Annotated in this window: 22 protein-coding genes; 10 read left to right on the forward strand and 12 right to left on the reverse strand. The window is 74.1% G+C overall.

Translation table 11 applies throughout. The features are described from left to right. Window positions 1-28 precede the first annotated feature (28 nt). Both TPA0908_RS09595 and TPA0908_RS09600 read right to left on the reverse strand, forming a co-directional pair. On the reverse strand, window positions 29-532 hold the full coding sequence (locus TPA0908_RS09595; RefSeq protein WP_281936678.1) for a pyridoxamine 5'-phosphate oxidase family protein: 504 nt from the start codon (window positions 530-532) through the stop codon (window positions 29-31). A 145-nt stretch (window positions 533-677) separates the two neighbouring features. Next, window positions 678-1,175 (reverse strand): polyadenylate-specific 3'-exoribonuclease AS, encoded by a 498-nt coding sequence (locus TPA0908_RS09600; RefSeq protein ID WP_281936680.1) that lies wholly within the window; start codon window positions 1,173-1,175, stop codon window positions 678-680. A 248-nt stretch (window positions 1,176-1,423) separates the two neighbouring features. Here TPA0908_RS09600 and TPA0908_RS09605 point away from each other — a divergent pair, with 248 nt between their 5' ends. Next, window positions 1,424-2,116, forward strand: coding sequence for a Crp/Fnr family transcriptional regulator (locus tag TPA0908_RS09605; protein WP_091059444.1), 693 nt, complete (start codon window positions 1,424-1,426; stop codon window positions 2,114-2,116). A 103-nt stretch (window positions 2,117-2,219) separates the two neighbouring features. On the opposite strand, the gene TPA0908_RS09610 is transcribed toward TPA0908_RS09605, so the two are convergent. Further along, window positions 2,220-2,393 carry a hypothetical protein gene (locus tag TPA0908_RS09610; RefSeq protein ID WP_281936683.1) on the reverse strand — a complete coding sequence of 58 codons (174 nt, stop codon included), beginning with the start codon at window positions 2,391-2,393 and terminating at the stop codon, window positions 2,220-2,222. A gap of 211 nt (window positions 2,394-2,604) precedes the next feature. On the opposite strand from TPA0908_RS09610, the gene TPA0908_RS09615 reads away from it, so the two are divergent. Then, window positions 2,605-6,072, forward strand: a complete 3,468-nt coding sequence (locus tag TPA0908_RS09615; protein WP_281938503.1) for an ATP-binding protein — start codon at window positions 2,605-2,607, stop codon at window positions 6,070-6,072. A gap of 3 nt (window positions 6,073-6,075) precedes the next feature. Here TPA0908_RS09615 and TPA0908_RS09620 read toward each other — a convergent pair whose 3' ends face one another. After that, window positions 6,076-6,768, reverse strand: a complete 693-nt coding sequence (locus tag TPA0908_RS09620; RefSeq protein ID WP_281936685.1) for a lysophospholipid acyltransferase family protein — start codon at window positions 6,766-6,768, stop codon at window positions 6,076-6,078. Between the two features lie 151 nt (window positions 6,769-6,919). On the opposite strand from TPA0908_RS09620, the gene TPA0908_RS09625 reads away from it, so the two are divergent. Both TPA0908_RS09625 and TPA0908_RS09630 read left to right on the forward strand, forming a co-directional pair. Then, a complete protein-coding gene (locus TPA0908_RS09625; RefSeq protein ID WP_281936687.1) occupies window positions 6,920-7,753 on the forward strand; it encodes a DUF308 domain-containing protein in 834 nt (277 codons plus the stop codon). A gap of 171 nt (window positions 7,754-7,924) precedes the next feature. Then, window positions 7,925-9,343, forward strand: coding sequence for an alpha,alpha-trehalose-phosphate synthase (UDP-forming) (locus TPA0908_RS09630; RefSeq protein ID WP_281936689.1), 1,419 nt, complete (start codon window positions 7,925-7,927; stop codon window positions 9,341-9,343). Between the two features lie 15 nt (window positions 9,344-9,358). Here TPA0908_RS09630 and TPA0908_RS09635 read toward each other — a convergent pair whose 3' ends face one another. The 6 genes from TPA0908_RS09635 to TPA0908_RS09660 form a co-directional block, all read right to left on the reverse strand. After that, entirely contained in the window at window positions 9,359-10,183 is an 825-nt protein-coding gene (locus TPA0908_RS09635) for an alpha/beta hydrolase (protein WP_281936691.1), read from the reverse strand. Continuing rightward, a complete protein-coding gene (locus TPA0908_RS09640; protein WP_281936693.1) occupies window positions 10,180-11,586 on the reverse strand; it encodes a flavin-containing monooxygenase in 1,407 nt (468 codons plus the stop codon). Before TPA0908_RS09640 ends, TPA0908_RS09635 begins: the two co-directional genes overlap by 4 nt. A gap of 398 nt (window positions 11,587-11,984) precedes the next feature. Then, the gene (locus TPA0908_RS09645; protein WP_281936695.1) at window positions 11,985-12,680 is read right to left on the reverse strand and encodes an endonuclease/exonuclease/phosphatase family protein; all 696 of its coding nucleotides are present in this window, start codon (window positions 12,678-12,680) and stop codon (window positions 11,985-11,987) included. Between the two features lies 1 nt (window position 12,681). Next, the gene (locus TPA0908_RS09650; RefSeq protein WP_281936697.1) at window positions 12,682-13,629 is read right to left on the reverse strand and encodes an ROK family glucokinase; all 948 of its coding nucleotides are present in this window, start codon (window positions 13,627-13,629) and stop codon (window positions 12,682-12,684) included. A 73-nt stretch (window positions 13,630-13,702) separates the two neighbouring features. Next, complete coding sequence (locus tag TPA0908_RS09655; protein WP_281936699.1) at window positions 13,703-14,410, reverse strand: hypothetical protein; 708 nt, start codon at window positions 14,408-14,410, stop codon at window positions 13,703-13,705. 41 nt (window positions 14,411-14,451) lie between these two features. Further along, window positions 14,452-14,907, reverse strand: coding sequence for an SRPBCC family protein (locus tag TPA0908_RS09660; RefSeq protein WP_107159917.1), 456 nt, complete (start codon window positions 14,905-14,907; stop codon window positions 14,452-14,454). Between the two features lie 98 nt (window positions 14,908-15,005). Here TPA0908_RS09660 and TPA0908_RS09665 point away from each other — a divergent pair, with 98 nt between their 5' ends. From TPA0908_RS09665 to TPA0908_RS09690, 6 genes are all read left to right on the forward strand, one after another. Next, entirely contained in the window at window positions 15,006-16,805 is a 1,800-nt protein-coding gene (locus tag TPA0908_RS09665; protein WP_281936702.1) for an AMP-dependent synthetase/ligase, read from the forward strand. Window positions 16,806-16,819: 14 nt separating this feature from the next. Beyond that, window positions 16,820-18,514, forward strand: a complete 1,695-nt coding sequence (locus tag TPA0908_RS09670; RefSeq protein ID WP_281936703.1) for a sensor histidine kinase — start codon at window positions 16,820-16,822, stop codon at window positions 18,512-18,514. Between the two features lie 7 nt (window positions 18,515-18,521). Further along, window positions 18,522-19,190, forward strand: a complete 669-nt coding sequence (locus TPA0908_RS09675; RefSeq protein WP_007072219.1) for a response regulator transcription factor — start codon at window positions 18,522-18,524, stop codon at window positions 19,188-19,190. A 197-nt stretch (window positions 19,191-19,387) separates the two neighbouring features. After that, window positions 19,388-20,200 (forward strand): SAM-dependent methyltransferase, encoded by an 813-nt coding sequence (locus TPA0908_RS09680; protein WP_281936706.1) that lies wholly within the window; start codon window positions 19,388-19,390, stop codon window positions 20,198-20,200. A 91-nt stretch (window positions 20,201-20,291) separates the two neighbouring features. Beyond that, window positions 20,292-21,965: a putative bifunctional diguanylate cyclase/phosphodiesterase gene (locus TPA0908_RS09685; protein WP_281938505.1), complete on the forward strand. Its 1,674-nt coding sequence runs from the start codon at window positions 20,292-20,294 to the stop codon at window positions 21,963-21,965. Window positions 21,966-22,052: 87 nt separating this feature from the next. Then, on the forward strand, window positions 22,053-22,253 hold the full coding sequence (locus TPA0908_RS09690) for a hypothetical protein (protein WP_281936708.1): 201 nt from the start codon (window positions 22,053-22,055) through the stop codon (window positions 22,251-22,253). Window positions 22,254-22,286: 33 nt separating this feature from the next. Here the strand turns inward: TPA0908_RS09690 and TPA0908_RS09695 are convergent, their stop codons facing one another. Beyond that, window positions 22,287-22,955, reverse strand: a complete 669-nt coding sequence (locus TPA0908_RS09695; protein ID WP_281936710.1) for a response regulator transcription factor — start codon at window positions 22,953-22,955, stop codon at window positions 22,287-22,289. Continuing rightward, the gene (locus TPA0908_RS09700) at window positions 22,907-24,220 is read right to left on the reverse strand and encodes a sensor histidine kinase (protein ID WP_374709192.1); all 1,314 of its coding nucleotides are present in this window, start codon (window positions 24,218-24,220) and stop codon (window positions 22,907-22,909) included. The genes TPA0908_RS09695 and TPA0908_RS09700 overlap by 49 nt, the downstream gene beginning before the upstream one ends. Window positions 24,221-24,292 lie beyond the last annotated feature (72 nt).

Here is a 24,292-nt window from a genome sequence, read left to right on the forward strand (position 1 = left end):
CCGTCCCGCCCGCCGGACCGGCTACCGGTCAGTAGCCGACCTCGTGGTTCTCCCCCGCCTTCGGCGGCTTCCCGGTCACCGCCGCCTTGGCGAAACCGAGCAGGTTGACCACCGTGCTGCTCGGCGAGTCCCAGTACTCCGCCGAGCCGGCGTGCACCTTGATCAGGGTGATCCCCGGCGTCTGGAGGCCGTCCGGGAACCACGCCTTGAGCAGCGGGTTCCACAGGTCCTTCGCGCGGTCGGCGTCCCACTCCTCGGTGGCGGTGCCGGCCACCGACACCCAGGCGTTGTGCTCCTGGTCGGAAAAGCCGACATTGACCTGCGGGTTCACCCGGATCTGCCGGATCTTGGCGGAGTCGGCGTACGCGAAGAACCACAGGTCGCCGTCGAAGTCGGCCTCCTGGAGGCCCATCGGCCGGCTGACCAGTCGCCCGTCGACGGCGCTGGTGGTGAGCAGGCAGATCCGGGCGTCCCGGATCAGCTCGGTGACCTTGCGCCGGGCGTCCGCGGCGCTGGTCGGTTCGTTGCTCATGGGGCACTCCTGTCTCGGATCGGCGTGATGCCGCCTCCGGTGCCCCGGGCAGAACGGGTCAAACCTGCCGTGCCGACCGGGCATGCCCTCACGGCCCTCGCTGCGCTCGGTGCGTTCGCCCATGCCGTGCCGACCGGGCATGCGCTCAGCGCGTGGTCATCGCCCGCCAGCGGGCCAGGTTGTGCCGGGCGTCGACGAGCGCGTCATGCCGGCCGGCCTCGGCCTCCGGCAGCCGCGGCCGGCCCCGGTCGTCCCAGAGTTGCCGCAGTTCCTTGGTGAACCGGGGGATCTCCCGGGGCAGCGCCGGCATGGCGCCCCAGAGCTGGGCCAGCACCACGTGGTCGTACGCGGCGTACCAGGCCCACAGCTCCAACTGCTCGCCCGGGCGGTCCCGCACCGGGGCCAGCAGGAACTCGTGCAGGTCGTCCCGGATCCGCTCCCGGGAACGCCAGGCCCGGTCGGCCGGCGAGGGGAGCTTGTCCAGCACGTTGCGCCGCACCCAGGGCACCGCCCGGGAGTCGTCGAACTCGGTGGAGACCGCGTAGAACTCGCGGCCGTACTCGTCGACGACGCCGATCGACACCAGATCGACGGTGCGGCCGTCCTCGATGAATTCGCAGTCGTAGAAGTAGCGGTAGACCATCGGTCCCATCCTCGCCCATCGGCTCCGCCGGGCCGTCGCCGGGGCGTCCACCGAGGTCGGCGCGGACCGGCCACCCGGCCGGCCATGGTCACGGAAGTGTCTCCGGGGGTGTACAGCACGCTACCGGCGCGTCATGATCTGATGTGTACCGCCGTCGGGCGCCGAACCGGTTGAACTGCCTCGTACCGGGACTGACCGCTTCACCCGGTGTGCGAGCTGGTGACTTCTGACCGGGGAGGGGTTGAGCCGTGGAGTCTCGCCTGCCGGAGCCGGGTGACGCGCTCACGGGCGTGGAGATGTTCGCCGGGCTGGAGCCGGAGGTGCGGCAGCGGGTCATCGCCGCGGCCGTGCCGCGCACGTACCGCAAGGGCCAGCTCCTCTTCGTCGAGAACGACCCGGGCGAGTCGCTGATCGTGCTGCGGCGCGGCGCGGTGGCGGTGTTCCGCACCGCGCCCACCGGCGAGCGCGCCGTACTGTCGGTGATCCGACCCCCGGACGTGCTCGGCGAGGTCTCCCTGCTGGACGCCTCGACCCGGTCGGCCTCGGCGGAGGCGATCGAGGACTGCGCCGCGCTGGCGCTGTCCCGGCCCGCCTTCATGGAGCTGGTGCACTCCAACCCGCGCATCCTGGACGCGGTGATGCGCTCGCTCGGCCAGCTCATCCGCCGGCTCACCGAGCAGAACGCCGACCACGTCTTCCTCGACCTGCCCGGCCGGGTGGCCAAGACGCTGGTTCGGCTGGCCGGCGAGAGCCAGGCCCCGATGATCACGATCGAGTTGAACCAGAGCCAGCTCGCCGAGATGGCCGGCGGCTCGCGGCAGAGCGTCAACCAGGCCATCGGCTCGTTCGCCAGCCGCGGCTGGCTGCGCACCGAGGGGCGCCGCATCGTGGTCACCGACGTGGCCGCGCTGCGCCGCCGCGCCGGCATGAGCGACCGCTAGCCCGACCAGGTCCGGCAGCCGGACGACGAACGGGCCCGCCGGACGACGGCGGGGCCCGGCGGTCACCCCGCCGGACCCCACCCGATGGCACCGTCGTGCCGCGTCAGTCGTCCTTGGTGTCCGCCGGAGGCGCGCTCGGGCCGGGCCCGATCTTCGACGGGTCGGTCTTCTTCGGCGGCGTGGTCGTGGTGGTCGTCGTGGTCTCGGTCGATCCGGTGCCCGTGGGCTGCTCCACCATGCCTTTTTCCTCCAGTTCGGCGAGTGTGACGGCGTCCACGTCGACCGTGTCGCCCGAGGCCCACACCGTCCCCCGTGGATCGGTCCATGAGGCGGAAAGCCGGACGTGCACGGCACTCTCCCTGTCGACGGGACTTCCTGCTAGGGGAGACTAGACCCGGCCGAACAGCCGCGACGTCCCGCCGACCCGTCGGGTACCCGACTGGCCGACCGCGCGGGACAATGGGGACCTCACGCGTACGGAGCCGGACATCGACCTCACCTGTAGACACTGCGCCCGGACCGCTGGGCCGGACGACCGCTTCTGCGGCGGGTGCGGCCGGCCGCTCGCGGCGGCCTGTCCGGGCTGCGGGCACGCCAACGACGTCGGCACCAACTTCTGCACCAGCTGCGGCCAGCCGCTGCGCGACCACGCGGTCGCGGTGCAGGAGGACCGCCGGCAGGTCAGCGTGCTCTTCATCGACATCGTTGACTTCACCACCTACGCCGAGCGGGCCGACCCGGAACAGGCCCGCGGCCTGCAACAGGTCTACTTCGCCACGGTGCGCCGGCTGGTGCACCAGTACGGCGGCGTGGTGGAGAAGTACATCGGCGACGCGGTGATGGCGCTGTTCGGGGCGCCGGTGGCGACCGACAACGACGCGCTGCGCTGCGTACGCGCCGGTCTGGAGCTGCAACGGAGCCTGGCCCGGCAGCCGGCCGGCCCGCACCCGCCGCTCGGTTTCCGGGTCGGCATCGCCACCGGCGAGGCCCTTGTCGACCTGGCCGCGGCGCGCGACGGCGGGCAGGCCTTCGTCACCGGCGACGTGGTCAACACCGCGAGCCGGTTGCAGGCGCTGGCCCCGACCGGCGGCGTGGTGGTCGACGAGAGCACCTGGTCCGCCACCCGACGTGAGATGGAGTACGCCGACCAGCCCCCGGTGACGTTGCGCGGCCGGTCGGCGGTGAGCCGGATCTGGCTGGCGGTGCGGGCCCGGCCCCGGCGCGACGGGCAGGGCGCCGAGCTGACTCCGATGGTCGACCGGGACCACGAGCGGGGGTTGCTGGTCAGCGCGCTGCACCGCACCGTCACCGAGCGCACCTCCCAACTGCTGACCGTCTTCGGCCCGGCCGGGGTGGGCAAGAGCCGGCTGCTGCGCGAGCTGGCCCGGCACGCGGCGAACCTGCCCGGCGCGCGGGTCACCTGGCTGACCGGCCAGTGCCCGCCGTTCGGCGAGAACGTCACCTACGCCGCGCTCGCCGACATCGTCCGAAGCTGGGCCGGGCTGACCGGCGCCGACGACCCGGCCGGCACCCGGGAGCGCCTGCGCGAGCGCCTGGGCCGGCTCGCCGACCCGCACGCGGTCCGGCTCGCCGAGGCGCTCGGCCCGCTCGTCGGCGTCTCCGGCGAGCGGCTCACCTCGGCCGAGACCGAGGCGGCGTGGCGGCGCTTCCTGCTGGCGCTGGCCGCGACCGGCCCCACCGTGCTCGTCTTCGAGGACATGCACTGGGCGGACGAGGCGATGCTCTCCTTCGTCGAGCAGCTCGGCGCGGCGGCCCGCAACGTGCCGCTGCTGGTCGTCGCGACCGCCCGGCCGGAGCTGCGCGAGCGGCACCCGGCCTGGACCGGGACGATCAGCGGCGCGATGTCCATCTCGGTGCCGCCGATGCACGACGGGGACATCGACACGCTCTACTCACTGCTGCTCGGCCAGGCCACGCTGCCCAGCGAGGCCCGCGCGCCGTTGATCGAGTTCGCCGACGGCAACCCGCTCTACGCCCAGGAGTACGCCCGGATGCTGCTCGACGGCGGGCTGGTCGAGCGCTCGGCCGGCGTCGGGCGGCTCGATCCGGCCGCTGGCGCCGGGATGCCGCGTACCGTCCAGGCGGTCATCGCCAACCGGCTGGACCTGCTCGACCCGGCGGACCGCGCGGTGCTCCAGGCCGCCTCGGTGGTCGGCGTGCAGTTCTGGGCGGCGCCGGTGGCGCTGGCCCTGGGCCGGCCGGCGGAGTGGGTGGAGCGGGCGCTGCACCGCCTCCAGCGCCGCGACCTGGTCTTCGAGCTGCCGGTCTCGACCATGCCCGGCCAGTCGGAGTACCGCTTCCGGCACGTGCTGGTCCGGGACGTCTGCTACCAGCGACTGCCCCGGGCGGAGCGGGTCGTCCGGCACCAACGCGCCGCCGACTGGCTGCAACAGCTCACCGACGGCCGGCAGCACGACCTGGCCGAGGTGCTGGCCAACCACCGGTGGGCGGCCCACGAGATCGCCCGGACGGTGGGGCTGGACCAGGCGCCCTACGCCGTCGCCACCCGGTCCGCGCTGCACCGGGCCGCCCGCCGGGCGTACGAGCTGCACGCGCTGGAGACCGCGGCGACGCTTGTCGCCCGCGCGCTCAGTGTCGAGTGCGGGCCGGACCCGGCGCTGGAGCTGTTCCAGGCCGAGCTGGCGTTCTACACCGACCGCGACGGCTTCCTGGTCGACGGCGGCGCGGAACTCCTCACCGGCCTCGCCGGGCGGCTGGCCGACGCCGGCGACCTGCCCGGCGCGGCGAAGGCGTGGCGGCTGCTGTCCACCGCGGCCTGGGCCCGCGCCGACCGGTCGGAGACGCGGCGCTGCCTGGACCGCGCGATCCGGCTGCACGCCGAACTGCCGGACAGCGAGGACAAGGTCGGCGCGCTGCTGGAGCTGGCCCGGGCGCACATGCTCGACGCGGAGACCGAGCCGGCCTGCGCCGCCGCGCGCAGCGCCGCCGAGCTGGCCGAACGGCTGGAGCTGCGCGAGGCGCGGGCCAACGCCCGGATCACGCTGGCGGTGGCCCGCTACCAGGCCGGCGCCGAGGCGGCGTACGCCGAGCTGGCCGAGGTCACCGAGGAGTGCCGGGTGGAACGGCTCACCAGCCGCCGCCGCGCGGTGCACAACCTGGCCTGGGCGTTGCAGGAGGAGGGGGACCTGGCCGGCTCGGCCCGCCTGGTCGACGAGCAGCGCTCGCTCGACCTCGCCGACGAGCACGGCCTGACGGCCAGCTTCAGCGACCAGTGGGCCCGCTCGTACTACCGCGGCGACTGGACCGCGGCGCTGCGGATGGCCGAGGGGTCCACGCGGCGGCCGACCGACGAGTGGGACCTGCACATCGTGGCGGTCTCCGGCTGGATCCGGGCGCTCGGCGACGACCCCGACGCCGGCGACGCCGCCCCGGACCTGGTGGACCAGGCGCTGGTCGCGGCCCGGCGCAGCGGCTTCCACCGGGTGCTGCGGTCCACCGTGGCGCACGCCGCGCTCTGCCGGGCGGTGCAGGGTCGGCGGGACGAGGCGCTGGCGTTGCTCGCCGAGCTGGACGAGGACTGGCGGCGGACCCGGATGATCCCGTTCGCCGAGTGGGTGCCGGCGGTCGGTCACGTCGCCGGCCTGCTCGGCGGCGACGCGGCGGTGCTGGTGCGCGACCTGCTGTTCCGCGCCCCGCGCGCCACCCGTTGGGCACGCGCGGCCGGGCGGTCCGCCGACGCGGCGCTGGCCCGACGCGACGGGGACGCCGCCCGGGCGGGCCGGCTGTTCACCACCGCGGCGGCGGACTACGCGGGGATGACCGACGTCACCGATCAGATGATCGCCTCCGCGCTGGCGGTGGGACCGCTGGCCGAGGCGGATCCGCCGGCGGCGGCGGCGACGCTGGCCCGGGTACGCGCGTTCGCGGACCGGCACGCCGCCGCCGGCCTGCTCCGGGTCGCCGGGGCGGGTTGAGCGTCAGGCGGGGACCGGCTGCCGCGGCGGGTTCTTCGCCTTCTGCGCGTACGTGTCGACGTACTCGCGACCGGACAGCTCCATCAACTCGTACATGATCTCGTCGGTGACCGCCCGCTCGACGAACCGGTCGCCGGCCAGGCCGGCGTAGCGGGAGAAGTCCAGCGGCGGGCCGAAGCGGATCCGGACCCGACCCAGGTTGGGCACGATCTGGCCGGTGGGTTGGATGGCGTCGGAGTTGAGCATGGCCATCGGGACCACCGGGGCGCCGCTGGCCAGCGCGAGCCGGGCCACCCCGGTCTTGCCCCGGTAGAGCCGGCCGTCCGGAGATCGGGTGCCCTCCGGGTAGATGCCGGCGATGCCTCCGGCGCGCAGCACCCGGAGCTGGGTGTCGAGGGCCGCCCGGGCGGCCTGGCCGCCGGAGCGGTCGACCGGGATGGTGCCGGAGCCGACGAAGAACATCTTGGTCAGCCACCCCTTGAGGCCCTTGCCGGTGAAGTATTCGGCTTTCGCGATGAAGGTGACTTTTCGCTCGACGATCAACGGTGTGAAGATCGAGTCGGAGAACGAGAGGTGATTGCTGGCCAGGATCACCGGGCCGGTGGCCGGCACGTGCTCCAGCCCCTCGACCTGCGGGCGGAAGACCAACCGCAGCAACGGGCCGAGGATGATGTACTTCAGCAGCCAGTACAGCACCGGGGTCCTTCCGGGAGAGGTGGCGACACGCGGGATCGTGCGGGACGAGGGTACGAACCACGTACGCCGCGCCACAACGCACTCCCGGAACCGGCCTCCGACGTGTCAGGATTCAGGGCACGACGTCAGGCCGTGGCGAAGGGGGTGGCCGGTGTCAGGGGGCGGGGCCCGTCGAGGGCGGCGGGACAACGGGCTCGACGCGGCCGAGTACGCGGTCGCGGGCGACGTGGATCCGCGCGTCGGTGAGCACCTGCTCGACGTGCTGGCCGCCGGCGGCATCGCCGCCTACCTCCAGCCCTCCGCCGACCTCAACCCGGTGACCCGCACCACCACGGTGCCGGCCCGACCGGTCGACCGGCTCTACGTCGACCGGTCCCACCTCACCACCGCCCGGGACTACCTCACCCAGCTCGCCGACGAGGGGGCCGAGCCGTCCCGCGCCGACGAGCCCGACATCGAGGCCGAGTGGGCCAAGATCGTGGCGGGTTTCCACACCGCGCCGGCCGCCGGCAGCCACCCCTGGCCGGCCGCCGAGGACGTCGACGACCCGGCCGCGCCGGGCGGCGCCGCCGCCGGCCGCGCCGAGGAGCCGGCCGGGCCGACCGCCACGGACGTGCGCCGCCTGCCGTTCGCCGCGGACGTGTCCGGCGTCTCGGTGAGCCGCGGTCGGCACGACGAGCCGTCCCTGCTGGACGGGCTGGACACGTTCGGCGCCGACCTGCCGGAGGACGCGGAGGAGGAGCACTACACCCCGCCTCCGCCGCCGCCGTTGCCGCGCTTCTCGAAGTACGCGGTGCTGGGCGTGCTCTGCATCGTGGTCGGGTTCCTGTTCTTCCTCTCGCCGACCGTGATGTCGCTCGTCGACCCGTCGGTGGTGACCGTGCTCGGCTTCACCGGCATCCTGGCCGGTTTCGTGATGCTGATCTGGCGGCTGCGCCCCGGCGACCAGGACGACCACGACCCGGACGACGGCGCGGTCGTCTGAGCCGCCGCGGCGGTTGCCCGGATCGCGGGACGCGGTACGCCCCGCGGCGATCCGGTAACAGGGGTGTAACTTACGGTCAGTAGGAATACCGCTGAACGTCACGTCCCGCACCGGCTGTCCGGTTTGCGCTTTCCCCGGTGGCCGGTACCCCTGCTGAGCGGATTGCCCGAGATGCGACAGAGCCCCCTCGTGGTGGTGGCCAACCGCCTCCCCATCGACGACAGTGTGGCGCCGGATGGCGCCTTCGAGTGGCGCCGCAGCCCTGGCGGCCTGGTGAGCGCCCTGCACCCCCTGCTCCGGCACACGCCCGCGACCTGGGTGGGTTGGGCCGGCGGCACCGGCCCGGCACCCGACCTGCCCGACGTGGACGGTGTCCGGATGCGCAGCGTCCCGCTGAGCGCCGAGGACTTCCGCGACCACTACGAGGGCTTCGCCAACGCCACCCTCTGGCCGCTCTACCACGACGCGGTCGAGCAACCGGAGTACCACCGCCGCTGGTGGGAGGCGTACCAGCGGGTCAACCAGCGGTTCGCCGAGGCCGCCGCCGAGGTGGCCGAGCCGAGCGGGCTGGTCTGGGTGCAGGACTACCACCTGCAACTGGTGCCCGGGATGCTCCGCGCGCTCCGCCCGGACCTGCGGATCGGCTTCTTCCTGCACGTGCCGTTCCCGCCGCCGGAGCTGTTCATGCAGCTCCCCCGCCGGGCCGAGCTGCTGCGCGGGATGCTCGGCGCCGACCTGATCGGCTTCCAGCGGGCCCAGGCCGCGCACAACTTCGCCCAGCTCGCCGCCAAGGTGCTCGGCCTGTCCGCGAGCGACCGGCGGATCGGCGTCGACGACCGGGTGGTGCGCATCGGCGCGTTCCCGGTCGCCATCGACACCGCCGAGATGTCCGCGCTCGCCGCCCGACCCGAGGTGGCCGAGCGGGCCCGTCGGCTCCGGCAGGATCTCGGCCAGCCCGAGCAGGTGATCCTCAGCGTCGACCGGATGGACTACACCAAGGGCATCGAGCAGCGCCTCAAGGCGTACCGGGAACTGCTGGCCAGCGGCGACGTCAAGGTACGGGACACCGTGCTGGTGCAGGTGGCGGTGCCCAGCCGGGACCGGGTCGCGCAGTACCAGATCCTGCGCGACCGGGTGGAGCACCAGGTGGGGCGGATCAACGGCGAGTTCGGCCGGGTCGGCGAGCCGGCGATCCACTACCTCACCCAGCCCTTCGACCGGGCCGAGCTGGTGGCGCTCTACCGGGTCGCGGACGTGATGGCGGTGACGCCGCTGCGCGACGGGATGAACCTGGTGGCGAAGGAGTACGTGGCGGCCCGGGTGGACGGCACCGGCGCGCTGCTGCTCAGCGAGTTCGCCGGCGCGGCCGCCGAGCTGGAACAGGCGTACCTGGTGAACCCGCACGACCTGGACGGGCTCAAGCAGGGGCTGCTCGCCGCGCTGCGGGCCGGCCCGGAGGACGTCGCGACCCGGATGCGTGCGATGCGGGAGCACCTGGCGCACAACGACATCCACGCCTGGGCGGCGTCCTACCTGAGCGCGCTGGAGGAGAGCGGGTCGCTTGTCGGCCGCCGGGCCACCCTGCGGTGACCCGGCGTCCGGCGCTCAGCCGGGGGTGGGCGCCGGGTCCTTGTCCAGCCAGTCCAGGATCGCGTCGATCGGCTCCCGCCAGCGGGCGTCGAGCATCAGGTCGTGACCCATGCCGGGGAAGAGCAGCGGGGCCGAGGCGTACCGGCGGGCCGCCCGGGTGAGCGCCGTCGCCGGCAGCACCCGGTCGTCGGGGCTACCGAGCACCAGCACCGGCGGCCGGCCCACCGCCGGCTCCGGCTGCCGGCCGGTGAGCAGTTGCCACTGCGCGCGACGGCCGGCCCGACCGAGCCGGGCCACGTGCCGGCGCGCGTCGGCGTCGGGCAGTTCCCGGCTGAACAGTTGCCGCCGGTTGAGCCGCAGCCCGGCGCCGAAGACCGCCGGCACCGTGCCGGCCGGGTTGCGCCGCAGCGCCGCGCCGAACGTCCCCCAGCCGCCGAGCACCGGCGCCACCAGCACCACGGCCCGCGCCGGGTAGCGGGACATCGCATGCGCCACCACCCGGGCGCCGGCGCCGTGCCCCACCAGCACCGCCTGCCGCGGCAGGCTCGCCGCCACCTGCGTCACGTCATGGGTGTACGCGCGCAGCGTCGCGTCCGGCGCCGGCCCGCTGTCGCCGTGTCCGCGCAGGCTCAGCGCGTACGCCGGGAAGCCGCGACCGGCGGCGTGGCCCAGCCAGTGTTCGGCGAACGCCCACGCGCCGTGGCCGAAGCCGGGCACGAACAGCAGCGGTGGCTTGGCCTCCTCCTGCTCGGGCAGCGCGGCCAGCACCTCGCGGCGTACCGGCCGCTCCGGCCGGGCCCACTCCCAGGCCCGGACCACCCGCACCCGCTCGCTGGTCATTTGTTGTCCTCCAGCTCGTGCAGGGCACGCTGCAACGCGCGCAGGTAGTCGGCGTGCCCGACCTCGAACCAGTGCCGGGTGCTGTCCTTGACCTTCGCCGAGTACCGCTCGCCGAGGCCGGCGCGGACCCGCCGGTCGAACGCGGCGACCCGCTCCGGCCGGGCGATGCGCAGGGTGAGCAGCCGGGCGAAGAGCACGCTCTGCCAGTGCGAGATGGTGAAGATGCCGGAGTCCGGCTGCACCAGGCCGACCACGGCCAGCGTGGGGTGACCGGCGGTGAACGCGTTCAGCCACAGGCGGGGCCGGCCGGAGCCGTCCTCGTCGCCGAGCACCCGGCCGTGCAGGAACTCGAAGCGCGGCAGGTACCCGGTGGCGAAGACGACCAGTTCCGGGTCGATCCGTCGACCGTCGCTCAGCTCGACGGCGCGGTCGTGGAAGCGGGCCACGTCCGGCACCGGGGTGATCTCGCCGTGCCCGACGTAGTACACGAGTTGGCTGTTGGCGATCGGGTGCGTCTCGTACACCCGGTGGTCGGGCTTCGGCAGGCCGAACCGGGTCAGGTCGCCGACGGTCAGCCGCAGCGTCCAGTGGTAGAGCCACTGCCGCACCCGCAGCGGCACCCGCAACGCCAGCAACGTGTCGTTGACCTGGTCGGCCGGGCGGCCGAGGACGTACTTGGGGGCGTACCAGTAGCCACGCCGGGTGGAGTGCCAGCAGTGGGACGCCTGTTGGGCCGCCTCGACCGCGATGTCGCAGCCGGTGTTGCCGGCGCCGACCACCAGCACCCGCTTGCCGCGCAACTGGGCCGGGTCCTTGTAGGACGAGGCGTGCATGACCTCGCCGCGGAACTCCGCCAGCCCCTCGTACCGAGGCAGTTTGGGCGACCAGTTGTGGCCGTTGGCCAGCACCACGGCGGCATAGCGGGAGGTGCGCTCCGGGCCGTAGCCGCCGGTGCTGCGGGTGGTCACGTCCCACCGGTCCCCCTCGACCGGCTCGACCCGGACCACCTCGGTGCCGAACCAGACGTGCTGGCGCAGGTCGAAGTGGTCGGCGTAGCGCTCGAAGTAGGACAGCAGCTGGCTGTGGTGCGGGTAGTCCGGCCAGTCGTCCGGCATCGGGAAGTCCGGGAACTGGGTGAACGGGCGGGACGAGATGAGATGTGTGCTGCCGTAGACCGGGCTGCGGTCGTGCCGCCAGTTCCACGCCCCGCCGACGCCGGTCTCCCGCTCGTAGCAGTCCACGCCGAAGCCGGCCTCGCGGAGGTTCTTGACGGCGGTCAGCCCGCTGGCGCCGGCGCCGATGACGCAGACCGTGTCGCCCCGGTCGGAGACCGGGCGGTCGTCCCGGCTCGGGACGGCCGTGGGGTCCGGTTCGGGGCGGCCGAGATCGGTGGAGGAGGACACCGGGAAATCTCCTTTGTGCGGCACGCGTGCCGGGTCGGTGCGAAATCCTGCCGAGAATGCCCGCCGTTGTCCAGCCGCCTCGGCGCCGACGTGGCTCGTCGCGGTGGGCCGCCTGACGCTGGGTGACCGACCGATCCTTCACTCAGTGTGCCGGTCGACCGGCGCGGCAGTCACATCCGCCCGGCGCCTTTGCTCTGCAGCCATTACCGCAGCACCGCCTGTGAGCTGCACGGGTCCGAAAAGGTCGGTGAGGCGAGCCGCGTCGCTCCGATAACTGCGGGTAGCCGATGCGTATGGGGCTGCAGAGCAAAGGGGCCACCGGGATGGTCACCTCGCCGCCGACACCTCACGTTCCGTCACGGCCGGGGTCGCGACCCCGGGACACCGAGGCGCGGCGGTCAGCCGGCGGCGGGCAGCAGCAGGTCGACCAGGACCGGGAAGTGGTCGCTGGCCCGGCGGGTCCGCGGCGTGTCCACCACGTCGTAGTCGACCACGGTGATCCGCGGGTCGACGAAGAGCGCGTCGATGCGGCGCCGGGGATCGGCGCAGGAGAACGTGTGCCGGTCGGCCCGGTCGGCGGCGACCGCGGTGTCGGTCAGCCCCTCGGCCACGGTCCGCCAGGCCGGTCCGTCCGGCCCCTCGTTGAGGTCGGCGCCGGCCACCACCGGCAGCGGGGACGCGGCCAGCTCCCGCTTGAACGCCGCCGCCTGGGCCGGCCGCTCGGCCGGGTCGGTGGACAGGTGCGAGCCGGCCAGCAGGAAGTCGACGCCGCCCACCCGGCACCGCGCGTACGCGGCCCCGCGCAGGTGCCGGCCCGGCGTCAGCGGGTAGCGCGTGCACCGGGTCTCGGTGACCCGTACCCGGAGGCTGGTCAGCAGCAGGTTGCCCAGCGACGGCAGGCCGCCGGCGGCGACCACCAGGCCGAACGAGTCGGCCAGCGTGGCGCACTTCTGCCGCCACCGGAACCGGCGCGGCCCCTCCTGGACGATCACCACGTCCGGCGCGGCCTCGCGGACCACCTCGGCCAGCGCGGCGGTGTCGTCACGCTGGCTGTGGACGTTGTAGGACAGCACCCGCAGCGGCACACCCGACACGTCAGATCCTCCGGGCCAGGTCGGCGGCGCCGATCACGCCGGCGGTGTTGCCCAGCTCGGCCGGGCGCACCTCGGCGACGGGCAGGCGGCTGCGCTGGGCCAGCGCGTCGGTGAACGACCGCCGGGTCGGGCCGAGCAGCAGGTCGCCGGCGTCGATCACGCCGCCACCGACCACCAGCACCTGCGGGTCCAGGATCTGCGCCATGTCCGCGAGGCTGGTGCCGAGCCAGCGCCCGACCTGGGCGAACGCCTCGGTGGAGACCAGGTCGCCGTCCTTGGCCGCGGCGGTCACCATCGGACCGGTGATCGCCTCCGCCTCGCCGTCGGCCAGCTTCAGCAACGCGGTGGCCCGGTGCGGCTCCTGCCGGGCGGCGGCGCGGGCGAAGCGGACCAGCGCGCTGCCGCTGGCGTACTGCTCGATGCAGCCGAGCCGGCCGCAGCCGCACTGGTGGCCGTCCGGCACGGTGAGCATGTGCCCCAGCTCGGCGGCGATGCCGTTGGCGCCGCGGACCAGCTCGCCGCCGAGCACGATGCCGCCGCCGACGCCGGTGCCGATGGTGAACATGACCATCGAGTCGTCGGCGTCCCGGGCCGCGCCGTAGCGGAACTCCGCCCAGGCGGCCACGTTCCCGTCGTTCTCCACGATCACCGGCAGCCCGGTGGCGTTGCTGACGTACTCGCGCAGCGGCTCGTCCCGCCAGGCCAGGTTGGGCGCGAAGAGCACGGTGGAGCGGGTGGCGTCGATCCAGCCGGCCGCGCCGATGCCGACCGCCTCGACGGTCCGGCCGGTGGTCAGCTCCGTGACCACCTCGATGATGACGTCCCGGGTCTTGGCCACGTCGTCGGCGGGGGTGTCCCGTCGCGTCTGCACGAGTACCGCACCGGTGTCGTCCACGACACCGCCGGCCACCTTCGTGCCACCGACGTCGACTCCGATGGTCAGCGTCACCGCTGCCACTCCCCTCTGCTGTGCTGCCCCGGGCGCCGGCCGAACCGGCCGTGCGATCCGGGATGTCCGGTGGTCAGGCCCCGTCGCCTGGTGCGTCCGCGCCCGCCTCGCCGGGCGCCCGCGAGGCGGGCACCGTGGGCCGGCCGGCCGGCGGCCGGCTCGTCGCCGGCCCCGCCGGCCCGGCGGCGTCGACGGGCGGCTGCGACGGCTCCGGCTCGGCGTGCCTGCCGCCACGCCGCGACCCCGAGCCGTCGGAAGCACCCGGATCGGCCGCGCCCTCCCCCCGGGTGGCGGCGGACCACACGTCCTGCTCGGGTGCCGGCTGAGAATCATGCCCGGTACGGGTCGCCTCGCGCCACACGTGATCTCCCGACCCGGTCGGCGCGGGGCCGCCGGGGCCGGTCGACGCCGCCGGGGCCGGCGGGTCGGCCGGTGTCGCCGGAGCGGCCGGTTCCGCCGGGGCGAACGCCCGCAGCAGGCTGGCCACACCGGCCGCCAGGTCACCGGCGCCGGTGGCGAGCCGCTCGGCGAATTCCGGACTCGGGTCCCGCAACGCCGCGATCCCCCGGCAGACCGGGCAGACGCAGCATTCCGGCGAGCCGGTGGCGAAACCGGCGCCGGCGCCGGTCGGGATGTGACCGAGGACACCCGAGAGGATCCCACCGAGCGGGCCGCGGTCCCCGGCGCCGGACGAGGCGGCGGCCATCCGCGCGGTGGCCAGCAGCGTGACGACGAGGCGCTCGGCCTCTTCCCGGGCCGAACCCGGATCAGTGGTGCCCATGGTTCGGCTCCTCCAGCGTGACGACCGGGACGGCGATCGGATCAGTTGGCCGCACCGGGTGCTTCTACCCGGCGCTTGAGCTGCTTCAACGCCGTATCCATGATCATTTTTTCGGCCTTGCGGCGGAACATGCCGAGCATCGCCACGGACAGCTCCACCTCCAGCGTGTAGGTCACCGTGGTCGTCCCGTCCGGGTTGCCGACCAGGTCGTACGACCCGCGCTGGGACCGCTGCATCGTCGACGGCGCGACCAGGTGCCACTCGATCCGGGAGATGTCCTCGGCGTACTCGTACGCCAGCACGTACTCGTCGGCCAGCACGCCCGCGTCCAGCGTGAACCGGACCTGACTGGCGTAGCCGTCCTCGTACTCCTCGATCACCTCGGCCCGGCGCACCGACTCGGTCCACTCCGGGTAACGGGGGAAGTCACAGATGACCGCCGCCACCTGCTCCGGTGACGCGCCGACGATGATCGACTGGGTGGAGGAGTCCGCCATGGGGGGAGGCTACCCGGCTCCCCACCCGGGCGGGCGGGTAGGTTTCGACAGAGCCGACCAGGCCGGCCCGGCGCCGGTGCGAGCACGAGGGAGTGCAGGTGCGCGAGTTCTCCGTCCCGCCGATCGTCACCGTCGGCGACGCGGCCAACCTGACCGACCCGGTCTGGGAAAACGCCGAGGTCGCCCCGGACACCGTGCAGTTCGTCCGGCCGGCCGGCGACGCGGGGCCGGTCGAGGTGACCTGCCGGCAGTTCCGCGACGAGGTGGTCGCGGTGGCCCGGGGCCTGATCGCGGCCGGCGTGTCCCCCGGCGACCGGGTCGCTCTGATGAGCCGCACCCGCTACGAGTGGACCCTGCTCGACTACGCCATCTGGGCGGCCGGCGCGGTCACCGTGCCGATCTACGAGACCTCCAGCGCCGAGCAGGCCGCCTGGATCCTCGGTGACTCGGGCGCGGTGGCCGTGGTGGTGGAGAGCACCGCGCACGCGACGCTCGTCGCCGGCGTCCGGGACCGGCTGCCCGACCTGCGCGAGGTCTGGCAGATCGAACTGGACGCGGTGCACGAGCTGGTCACCGCCGGCGCCTCGGTGGACCCGGCCGAGGTCGAGGTGCGCCGCTCGACGCTCCGGGCCGACGACCTCGCCACGATCATCTACACCAGCGGCACCACCGGCCGGCCGAAGGGCTGCGTGCTGACCCACCGCAACATCTACGCCGACATCGCCAACGCGGTGCCGGTGCTGCCGAACCTGTTCCGCCAGGGCGCCTCCACCCTGCTCTTCCTGCCGCTGGCCCACGCGTTCGCCCGGCTGATCCAGGTCGGCGTGGTGCAGGCCCGGGCCACCATGGCGCACTGCGCGGACACCAGCGACCTGGTGGGCGCGCTCCAGGAGTTCAAGCCGACGTTCGTGCTCTCCGTACCCCGGGTCTTCGAGAAGGTCTACAACGGCGCGCGGCAGAAGGCCGAGGCGGACGGCAAGGGCAAGATCTTCGACCGCGCGGAGAAGGTCGCCATCGCCTGGAGCGAGGCGCTGGAGACGCCGGGCGGGCCGGGCCTGGCGCTGCGCGCCCAGCACGCGCTCTTCGACCGGCTGGTCTACGGCAGGCTGCGGGCGGCGCTGGGCGGCCGGTGCCGCGACGCGATCTCCGGCGGCGCACCGCTCGGCGCCCGGCTCGGGCACTTCTTCCGGGGCGTCGGGGTGACCGTCTGCGAGGGGTACGGCCTCACCGAGACGTCGCCGGCCGCCGCCGCGAACCTGCCCACCGGCACCCGGATCGGCACGGTCGGCCGCCCGCTGCCCGGCGTCACCGTCCGGATCGACGACGACGGCGAGATCCTGATCTCCGGCGACATCGTCTTCCAGGGGTACTGGCACAACGAGGCGGCCACCGCCGAGGCGCTCACCACCGACGGCTGGTTCCGCACCGGCGACCTGGGCCAGCTCGACGCGGACGGCTACCTCAGCATCACCGGCCGGAAGAAGGAGATCATCGTGACCGCCGGCGGCAAGAACGTCGCCCCGGCGGTGCTGGAGGACCAGGTGCGGGCGCACCCGCTGGTCAGCCAGTGCGTGGTGGTCGGCGACCGGCAGCCGTTCATCGCGGCGCTTGTCACCATCGACGAGGAGGCGCTGCCGAAGTGGCTGGCCGGGCAGGGGCGCCCGGAGACCACGAGCGCCGCCGAGCTGCGTGACGACGAGGCGCTGCGGGCCGAGGTGCAGGGCGCGGTCGACCAGGCCAACCAGTCCGTCTCCAAGGCCGAGGCGATCAAGGTGTTCCGGATCCTGCCCCAGGACTTCACCGAGGCGACCGGCGAGCTGACCCCCTCGCTGAAGGTCAAGCGGCAGGTCGTCCACAAGACGTACGCCACGGAGATCGCGGAGATCTACCGGCGCTGACTACGATCCGTCAGGTGCCCGCCTCCACATCCGGACAGCCGCAGACGCAGCTCCTCGCGGTCGCGGCCCGCGCGGTTCTCCTCGCGCTGGTCGCCGCCCTGACCCTGTTCGCCACCCGCGACGCCACCGAACTCTGGTGGATCGCCCTGCTCGGCGTCGCCGGGCTGCCCGCCGTCCTGGCCCCGCAGCACCGGCTGCTCACCCCGATCAGCCGCTTCGCCGAGGTGGTGGTGCTCGGGCTGGCCGCCAGCCAGGTCGCCGCCGACGCCCACCTCACCGGCGTCACCGACGGGATGGGCGCGTCGGCGGTGCTGCCGTACCTGGCCGTGCCGGTCACCGTGACCGCGCTGCGCCGCCGGTTCTCCGAGGGTGCCGCGCTGCTCGCGGTCACCGCGGCGACGCTGCTGGTCAGCGCCGCGTTCACCGAGGTCGGCGGCGAGCCGCAGCTCGGCCAGCTCGGTTACCTCGCGGTCTGCGCGCAGTGGCTGATCCTGGCCGGCCTCGGCCTCTACACCGCCGGCACGCTCCAGCGGGTGATGCGGGTCCGCGGCGAGGGCAAACCCCAGCCGTACGCCGAGGCCACCCGGCTGTTGACCCAGCTCCGGACGGTGGCCCGGCAGCTCCCCGGCGCCACCCTGGACCCGGGCGGCATCTCCGAGCACCTGCTGGAGGAGCTGCGGGTGGTGGCGAAGACCGACCGGGGCGCGGTGCTCTCCGCCAGCGGCGGCGGCCGGCTGGTGGTGCTCGCCCAGATCGGCGCGGACCGGGTCGACTGGGAGACCACGCTCGACGCCGACTCGGCCATCGCCGACGCCTGGGCCAGCCAGCAGCCGACCGTCTCGGCCCGCTCGCAGGCCCGGTCCCGGCACTCCGGTGAGGTGTCCGCGCTGATCGTGCCGCTGGTCGCCGGCGTCCGCACGGTCGGCCTGGTGGTGATCGAGGCGGACACCGGCGCCGCGTACCCGCCGCCGGTGGTGTCCCGGGTGACCGCGCTGACCGGCCCGGCGGCGCTGCGGCTGGAGGCCGCGCTGCTCTTCGACGAGGTGCGCTCGCTGGCCACCAACGAGGAGCGGCAGCGGCTGGCCCGGGAGATCCACGACGGGGTCGCCCAGGAGCTGGTGATGGTCGGGTACGGCATCGACAATGCCCTGGCGTACGTCGACGAGGACCCGAAGGAGACCGCCGAGGCGCTGCGTACGCTGCGGCACGAGGTCACCCGGGTGATCCAGGAGCTGCGGTTGAGCCTGTTCGAGCTGCGCAGCGAGGTGGACCGGCACGGTGGCCTGGCGGCGGCGATCGCCGAGTACGCCCGCACCGTCGGCGCCTCCGGCGGGCTGCGGGTGAACCTGTCCCTGGACGAGTCCACCGCCCGGCTGCCGGCCGCCACCGAGGCCGAGTTGCTGCGCATCGCCCAGGAGGCGGTGACCAACGCGCGCAAGCACGCCGGCGCGTCGAACCTCTGGGTCACCTGTGAGGTGGATCCCCCGTACGCCCGGATCGAAGTGTCGGATGACGGTCACGGCATCGGTGACCAGCGGCCCGAGGGGCACTATGGTCTTGCGATCATGGCGGAGAGGGCGGAACGTATCCGAGGCCGGTTGGAGATCAGGCCGCGGCAACCCAGCGGCACAACCGTGGCGGTGGTACTCGGCTCGTCGCCCCGGCGCGATAAGGTGCGCGGCAGCGCCGCAGCAGCAGAAGGGGAGTAACCCGAGGATGACCACTAGCCCGACACCGGCCACCCGGACCAAGGTTCTCCTTGTCGACGATCACGACCTGATCCGCAAGGGTCTGCGGCACGCCTTCGAGCGGGACCGGCAGTTCGAGGTCGTGGGTGAGGCCGCCACGGCCGCGGAGGGTGTGCGCCAGGCCGGCGCGCTCCAGCCCGACGTGGTGATCATGGACCTGCGACTGCCCGACGGCAGCGGTCTGGAGGCCACCCGCGCGCTGCGCAAGTCCAGCGCCTCGATGGGCATCGTGGTGCTCACCATGTACGCCGGTGACGACCAGCTCTTCGGCGCGCTGGAGGCGGGGGCGAGCGCGTTCGTCCCGAAGACCGCCCCGGCCGACGAGGTGGTGGCCGCTGCCCGGCACGCCGCCTCCTCCCCCAGCGCGTTCACCGCGGCCGACCTGGCCGAGGCGATGAAGCGCCGGCTGGCCCCGTCCGGCCCGCAGCTCTCCCCCCGCGAGGGGCAGGTGCTGCGTCTGCTCGCCGACGGCATGAGCGTGGCCGGCATCGCCAAGCAGCTCTTCGTCAGCGAGTCGACCGCCAAGACCCACATCTCCAAGCTCTACGAGAAGCTGGGCGCGGCCAACCGGGCCCAGGCGCTGATGACCGCGCTGCGGCTGGGGCTGCTGGAGGCCCCCGACGCGCCGAAGTTCTGACGGCACCGCCGGAGAGGCCCCGTCCGCACGCCGGACGCGGGCCTCTCCGGCATTCCGGGCGCGGGTCGACCGCGTACGGTGAACGGCCGGACGCGGAACGGCGGCGGTCTTTGCACCGCGACAGCGGCCGGGCAGAATACCCGGGTGATCCGCGCGGCGGTGACGCCGCGCGTCGCCGACACCCAAGGGGCAGGGACATGCAGCGGCCGGACTGGGCACCCGAGACCATCGACGTCGAGCGCCCGAGCGTGGCCCGCATGTACGACTACTACCTGGGCGGTTCGCACAACTTCGCGGCCGACCGGGCCGCCGCGCGGGCGATGGTCGAGGCGGTGCCGGAGGCCCCGCTGATGGCCCAGGCCAACCGCGCCTTCCTCCGCCGGGCGGTGCACTACCTGGCCGAGACCGGGGTGCGGCAGTTCCTGGACATCGGCTCCGGCATCCCGACCGTGGGCAACGTGCACGAGATCGCCCAGGGCATCGACCCCGGGTCCCGGGTGGTCTACGTCGACGTGGACCCGGTGGCGGTCGCGCACAGCCAGGAGATCCTGGCCGGCAACGAGCGGGCCGCCGTGGTCCGGGAGGACCTGCGCGACCCGGTGGCGATCCTGCGCCATCCGGAGGTCACCCGGTTGATCGACTTCACCGAGCCGGTCGCGGTGATGGTCGTGGCGGTACTGCACTTCATCCCGGACTCCGACCGCCCGGAGGAGGTCCTGCGGACGCTGCGCGCGGCGCTGGCGCCCGGCAGCCACCTGGTGCTCTCCCAGGCCAGCGACGACGGCCGGGACGGCACCGGCGAGCGGGCCGAGGCGGAACGGGTCTACCGGCGCACCGACAGCCAGCTCTTCATCCGCGGTCGGGCCGAGCTGACCGCGCTGTTCGCCGGGTTCGAGCTGGTCGACCCGGGTGTGGTGTGGGTGCCGCAGTGGCGACCGGACGCCCCCGACCAGGCGGAACACGCCGAACGGGCGGTCTTCATGGGCGGGGTCGGGCGGCTCGGTGCCTGACGACGTGGCCACCGTGACGGCCGGCCGCTGCCGCCCCGGCGTCTTCGCCCGGGCCTGGGCCAAGGCGGTCTCCGGGACCAGCTACCTGCCGATGACCCAGGCGCAGCTGGAGGAGATGCTGCAACGGCTCACCGAGCGGCTCGCCCAGGCGATGCGCGCCGACCCGTTCGACCTGCGGATCGGCCAGCAGGTGGGCGCGGAGCTGGTGCAGTCGCACATCGCCTCCGCCGAGGGCCTGGGTCGCACCGTCGAGGTGATCCAGCTCCGGCTGGTCCGCGACCTCGACCTGGACGTCGACGACGTCGAGGACCGGATGTCCCGGCTGCTCGCCACCGTCGCCACCGGGTACGCCCGGGCGCTGCGCGACCGCACGCTTGACGAGCAGGAGTCCATCCGGCGGGCCGCCATGATGGCGCGCGCCCAGGCCGAACGGGCGTTGCGGGACAGCGAGGCCCGGTTCCGGCACCAGGCCACCCACGACCCGCTGACCGACCTGCCGAACCGCACACTGTTCACCGAGCGGCTGACCGCCGCGATCGTCGCGCCCGGGCGGGGCGCGGACCGGATCGGGGTCTGCTTCCTCGACCTGGACCGGTTCAAGGTGGTCAACGACTCCCTCGGTCACCAGGTCGGCGACTCGCTGCTGGTGGCGGTGGCGCAGCGGCTGCGCCGGACGCTCGGCGAGCACCTGGTGGCCCGCCTGGGCGGCGACGAGTTCGTGATCCTGGTGGAGCGCACCGCCGGCACCGACGATGTGGTCAAGGTCGCCGAGGCGGCGCTGGAGGCGGTACGCGAGCCCGCGCTCGTCGACGGGCACGAGCTGACGGTGTCGGCGAGCATCGGCATCGTGGAGCGGCCGGTGGCCGGCACCTCGCCGATGGAGCTGATGCGCGCCGCGGACAGCACGCTGCACTGGGCCAAGGCCGCCGGCGGGGCCCGCTGGTCGTTGTTCGACGCCGACCGTAACCGCCGCGAGCTGGCCCGGTACGCGCTCTCCGCGGCGATCCCGGCCGCGCTGGACCGGGGCGAGTTCTACCTCGACTACCAGCCGCTGACGTCGCTGCGCGACGGCCGGGTGCTCGGCATGGAGGCGCTGGTGCGCTGGCGCCACCCGGAGCTGGGGGTGCTCCGGCCGGACAGCTTCATCCCGCTGGCCGAGGAGACCGGCCTGATCGTCCGGCTCGGCAGCTGGGTGCTGGCCGAGGCGTGCCGCGAGGCGGGCACCTGGTCGGCGGCGGGTGGCGACGCGCCGTTCGTCAGCGTCAACCTGGCCGTACGCCAGTTGCACCGGGCCGACCTGGTGCCCGAGGTGCGGGGCGTGCTCGGCCGCACCGGCCTGCCCCCGGAACGGCTGCAACTGGAGGTCACCGAGAGCACCATGATGAGCACCGTGGTCGAGCCGGTCCGGGCCCTGCGGGTGCTCGGCGATCTCGGCGTCCGGGTGGCCATCGACGACTTCGGCACCGGCTACTGCAATCTCGCGTACCTGCGGGACCTGCCGGTGACCGAGTTGAAGGTGGCCGGCGAGTTCGTGACCGGGCTGCGCGCGCCGGCCGGCGACCCGGGCGGCCGTACCGACGAGCGGATCCTCGCCTCGCTGGTCTCGCTGGCGCACGCCCTGGACCTCACGGTCACCGCCGAGGGGGTGGAGACGGCCGGCCAGGCGGACCGGTTGCGCGCCATCGGCTGCGACGCCGGTCAGGGCTGGCACTTCGGCCGCCCCGGCTCGGCGCGGCAACACCTCACCCGCGCGCCCGCGGCGTAAGGAGGGGCCCCTTCCTAACGCTTCAGGTATAGGAGGGGGCCCCGCCCAACAACGTGGCCGAACCTTTTCCCGACCCCGGAGGCACCCATGACCGGTCAGCGCGTTCTTGCCCTCGTGCTCTTCGTCGTCGCGTTCCTGGCGCTGGCAGCCTCCCGCGCCTTCCCCTTCCTGGACGACGTCCCCGGTGCGGCAAAGGTTGGCATCGCGGTGGCTGGAGCCGCCTGCGTACTGGTGGGTGTCTGGCTGTGGCGGCGAGCCAGCCCCGAATCCGAGGGCATCGATGGATGAGCTGGGTGAACGCACCCCGGTCGCCGCACGCGGTCAACCTGCCTGGCGGCGGGTGTCCGCCCCGTCCAGATAGGCCAGCACGGCCAGCACCCGCCGGTTGTCGTCACCGGACGGCGGCATCCGCAGCTTGCTGAAGATGCTGTTGATGTGCTTGTCGACGGCCTTCTCGGTGACGAACAGCCGGGCCGCCACCGCGGCGTTCGACCGGCCCTCGGCCATCAGGCCGAGCACCTCGCGTTCCCGCGCGGTCAGCTCGGCGAGCGGCCCGGCGCCGTCGCGGCGGGCCAGCAACTGGGCCACCACCTCCGGGTCCATCACGGTGCCGCCGGCGGCGACCCGGCGCACCGCGTCGACGAACTGGTCCACGTGCGACACCCGGTCCTTGAGCAGGTAGCCGACGCCGCCGCGCCGGTCGGCGAGCAGCTCACGAGCGTAGAGCTGCTCGACGTGCTGGGACAGCACGAGCACCGGCAGCCCGGGCAGCTCGGCGCGGGCCCGGACGGCCGCCTGCAACCCCTCGTCGCTGAACGTCGGCGGCAGCCGTACGTCGATCACCGCGACGTCCGGCCGGTGCGCGGCCAGCGCGGGCAGCACTGACGGTCCGTTGTCGACGGCGGCCACCACCTGGCAGCCGAACGCCTCCAGGATCCTGGTCAGCCCGTCCCGGAGGAGGGCGAGGTCCTCGGCGATGACAACGCGCACGGCAGCTCCATGCTGATGACGGTGGGTCCACCGACCGGACTGGTCACTGCCATCGTCCCATCGAACGCGGCCAGCCGGCGTCCGGTCCCGGCCAGACCGCCGCCGGCCGCCGGCGCCGCCCCGCCCCGGCCGTCGTCACCGACCACGGCGGTCAGCCGCCCGTCGGCGTGCCGCAGCTCCACCCAGGCCCGGGTCGCCCCGCTGTGCTTGCCCACGTTGGCCAGCGCCTCGGCGACCGCGAAGTAGACAGCCGACTCGACCGGGGCGGCGGCCCGGCCGGGCAGGTCGACGGTGACCTCCACCGGCAGCGGCACGGCCAGCGCCAGCGCCCGTACCGCGCCGGGCAGGCCGCGCTCGGCGAGCACCGGCGGGTGGATGCCGCGAACCAGCCCGCGCAGCTCGGCCAGGGCCTGGCCGCTGGTCTCCCGGGCCTCGGCGAGCAGCCGGCGGACCGCCTCCGGGTCGTCACGGACCAGTTGCTCGGCCAGCCCGATGCTCATGCTCAGCGCGACCAGCCGGGCCTGCGCCCCGTCGTGCAGGTCCCGTTCGATCCGGCGCAGCTCGGCGGCCTGCGCGTCCACCGCCTCGGCCCGGGTGACGGTGAGCTGACGCACCCGCAGCGCCAACGCGGCGCCGCGGGTCGGGGTCAGGAAGAACCCGGCGAACGTCACGTGCAGCCAGACCAGCCAGCGCCCGGCGGCCACCCCGGCGGCCAGCAGCAGCGCGCCCAACGGGACGCAGAGCACCGCCTCGACGAGGTTGTCGAGCGGCCAGAACGGGCCGTAGCCGTACCAGACGCCGGCGGCACGCAGCACCAGCGGCACGCCGATCAACCCCTCCAGCCCGTACAGCGGGAGGACGAACGCGGCCAGGCACACCGCGCCGGTGACCGCGCCGGGCAGCAGCCAGGCCAGATCCCGCCAGGTCGCCGGGTCGCCCACCACCCACCGGAACCGCCGCCAGGTGCCGAACTGGGCACCGGCCGGCGCGGGCAGGTAGGGCGTGGGCATCTCGACGCCGCTCCACCGGGCCAGCCGGCGGTGCAGCCCGGCGCAGATCCGGACCGCGCCGGTGACCACCGGGAAGAGGGCGAAGCCGACGCCGAACGCCGGGATCAGCAGCAGCGCGACCAGCGACAGCACGAACAGGGCCACGTGCGTGGTCAACGACAGCAGCGCGGTCAGCAGCCCCTGGGCGGCGGTCACCGCGGCGGGCCGCAGCCGGGTCCGGAGCAGTACCCGTACCGATGCGTCCACGAGTTCCATTCTCCGGTATCACCGCCGGTCCGCCGGTGGTGCTGGCACCACCCGTGGAGTCGGGGCGGCACCCCTGACCGG

This window comes from Micromonospora sp. AKA38, assembly GCF_027925725.1.
In the GTDB taxonomy this organism is placed as follows: Bacteria; Actinomycetota; Actinomycetes; order Mycobacteriales; family Micromonosporaceae; genus Micromonospora.

Bases quoted from the DNA above. Each gene is read 5' to 3' on its own strand.
- TPA0908_RS09595 (WP_281936678.1), bottom strand. From the start codon at position 532: ATGAGCAACGAACCGACCAGCGCCGCGGACGCCCGGCGCAAGGTCACC.
- TPA0908_RS09600 (WP_281936680.1), bottom strand. From the start codon at position 1,175: ATGGTCTACCGCTACTTCTACGACTGCGAATTCATCGAGGACGGCCGC.
- TPA0908_RS09630 (WP_281936689.1), top strand. From the start codon at position 7,925: ATGCGACAGAGCCCCCTCGTGGTGGTGGCCAACCGCCTCCCCATCGAC.
- TPA0908_RS09635 (WP_281936691.1), bottom strand. From the start codon at position 10,183: ATGACCAGCGAGCGGGTGCGGGTGGTCCGGGCCTGGGAGTGGGCCCGG.
- TPA0908_RS09655 (WP_281936699.1), bottom strand. From the start codon at position 14,410: ATGGGCACCACTGATCCGGGTTCGGCCCGGGAAGAGGCCGAGCGCCTC.
- TPA0908_RS09660 (WP_107159917.1), bottom strand. From the start codon at position 14,907: ATGGCGGACTCCTCCACCCAGTCGATCATCGTCGGCGCGTCACCGGAG.
- TPA0908_RS09675 (WP_007072219.1), top strand. From the start codon at position 18,522: ATGACCACTAGCCCGACACCGGCCACCCGGACCAAGGTTCTCCTTGTC.
- TPA0908_RS09680 (WP_281936706.1), top strand. From the start codon at position 19,388: ATGCAGCGGCCGGACTGGGCACCCGAGACCATCGACGTCGAGCGCCCG.
- TPA0908_RS09685 (WP_281938505.1), top strand. From the start codon at position 20,292: ATGACCCAGGCGCAGCTGGAGGAGATGCTGCAACGGCTCACCGAGCGG.
- TPA0908_RS09690 (WP_281936708.1), top strand. From the start codon at position 22,053: ATGACCGGTCAGCGCGTTCTTGCCCTCGTGCTCTTCGTCGTCGCGTTC.
- TPA0908_RS09700 (WP_374709192.1), bottom strand. From the start codon at position 24,220: ATGGAACTCGTGGACGCATCGGTACGGGTACTGCTCCGGACCCGGCTG.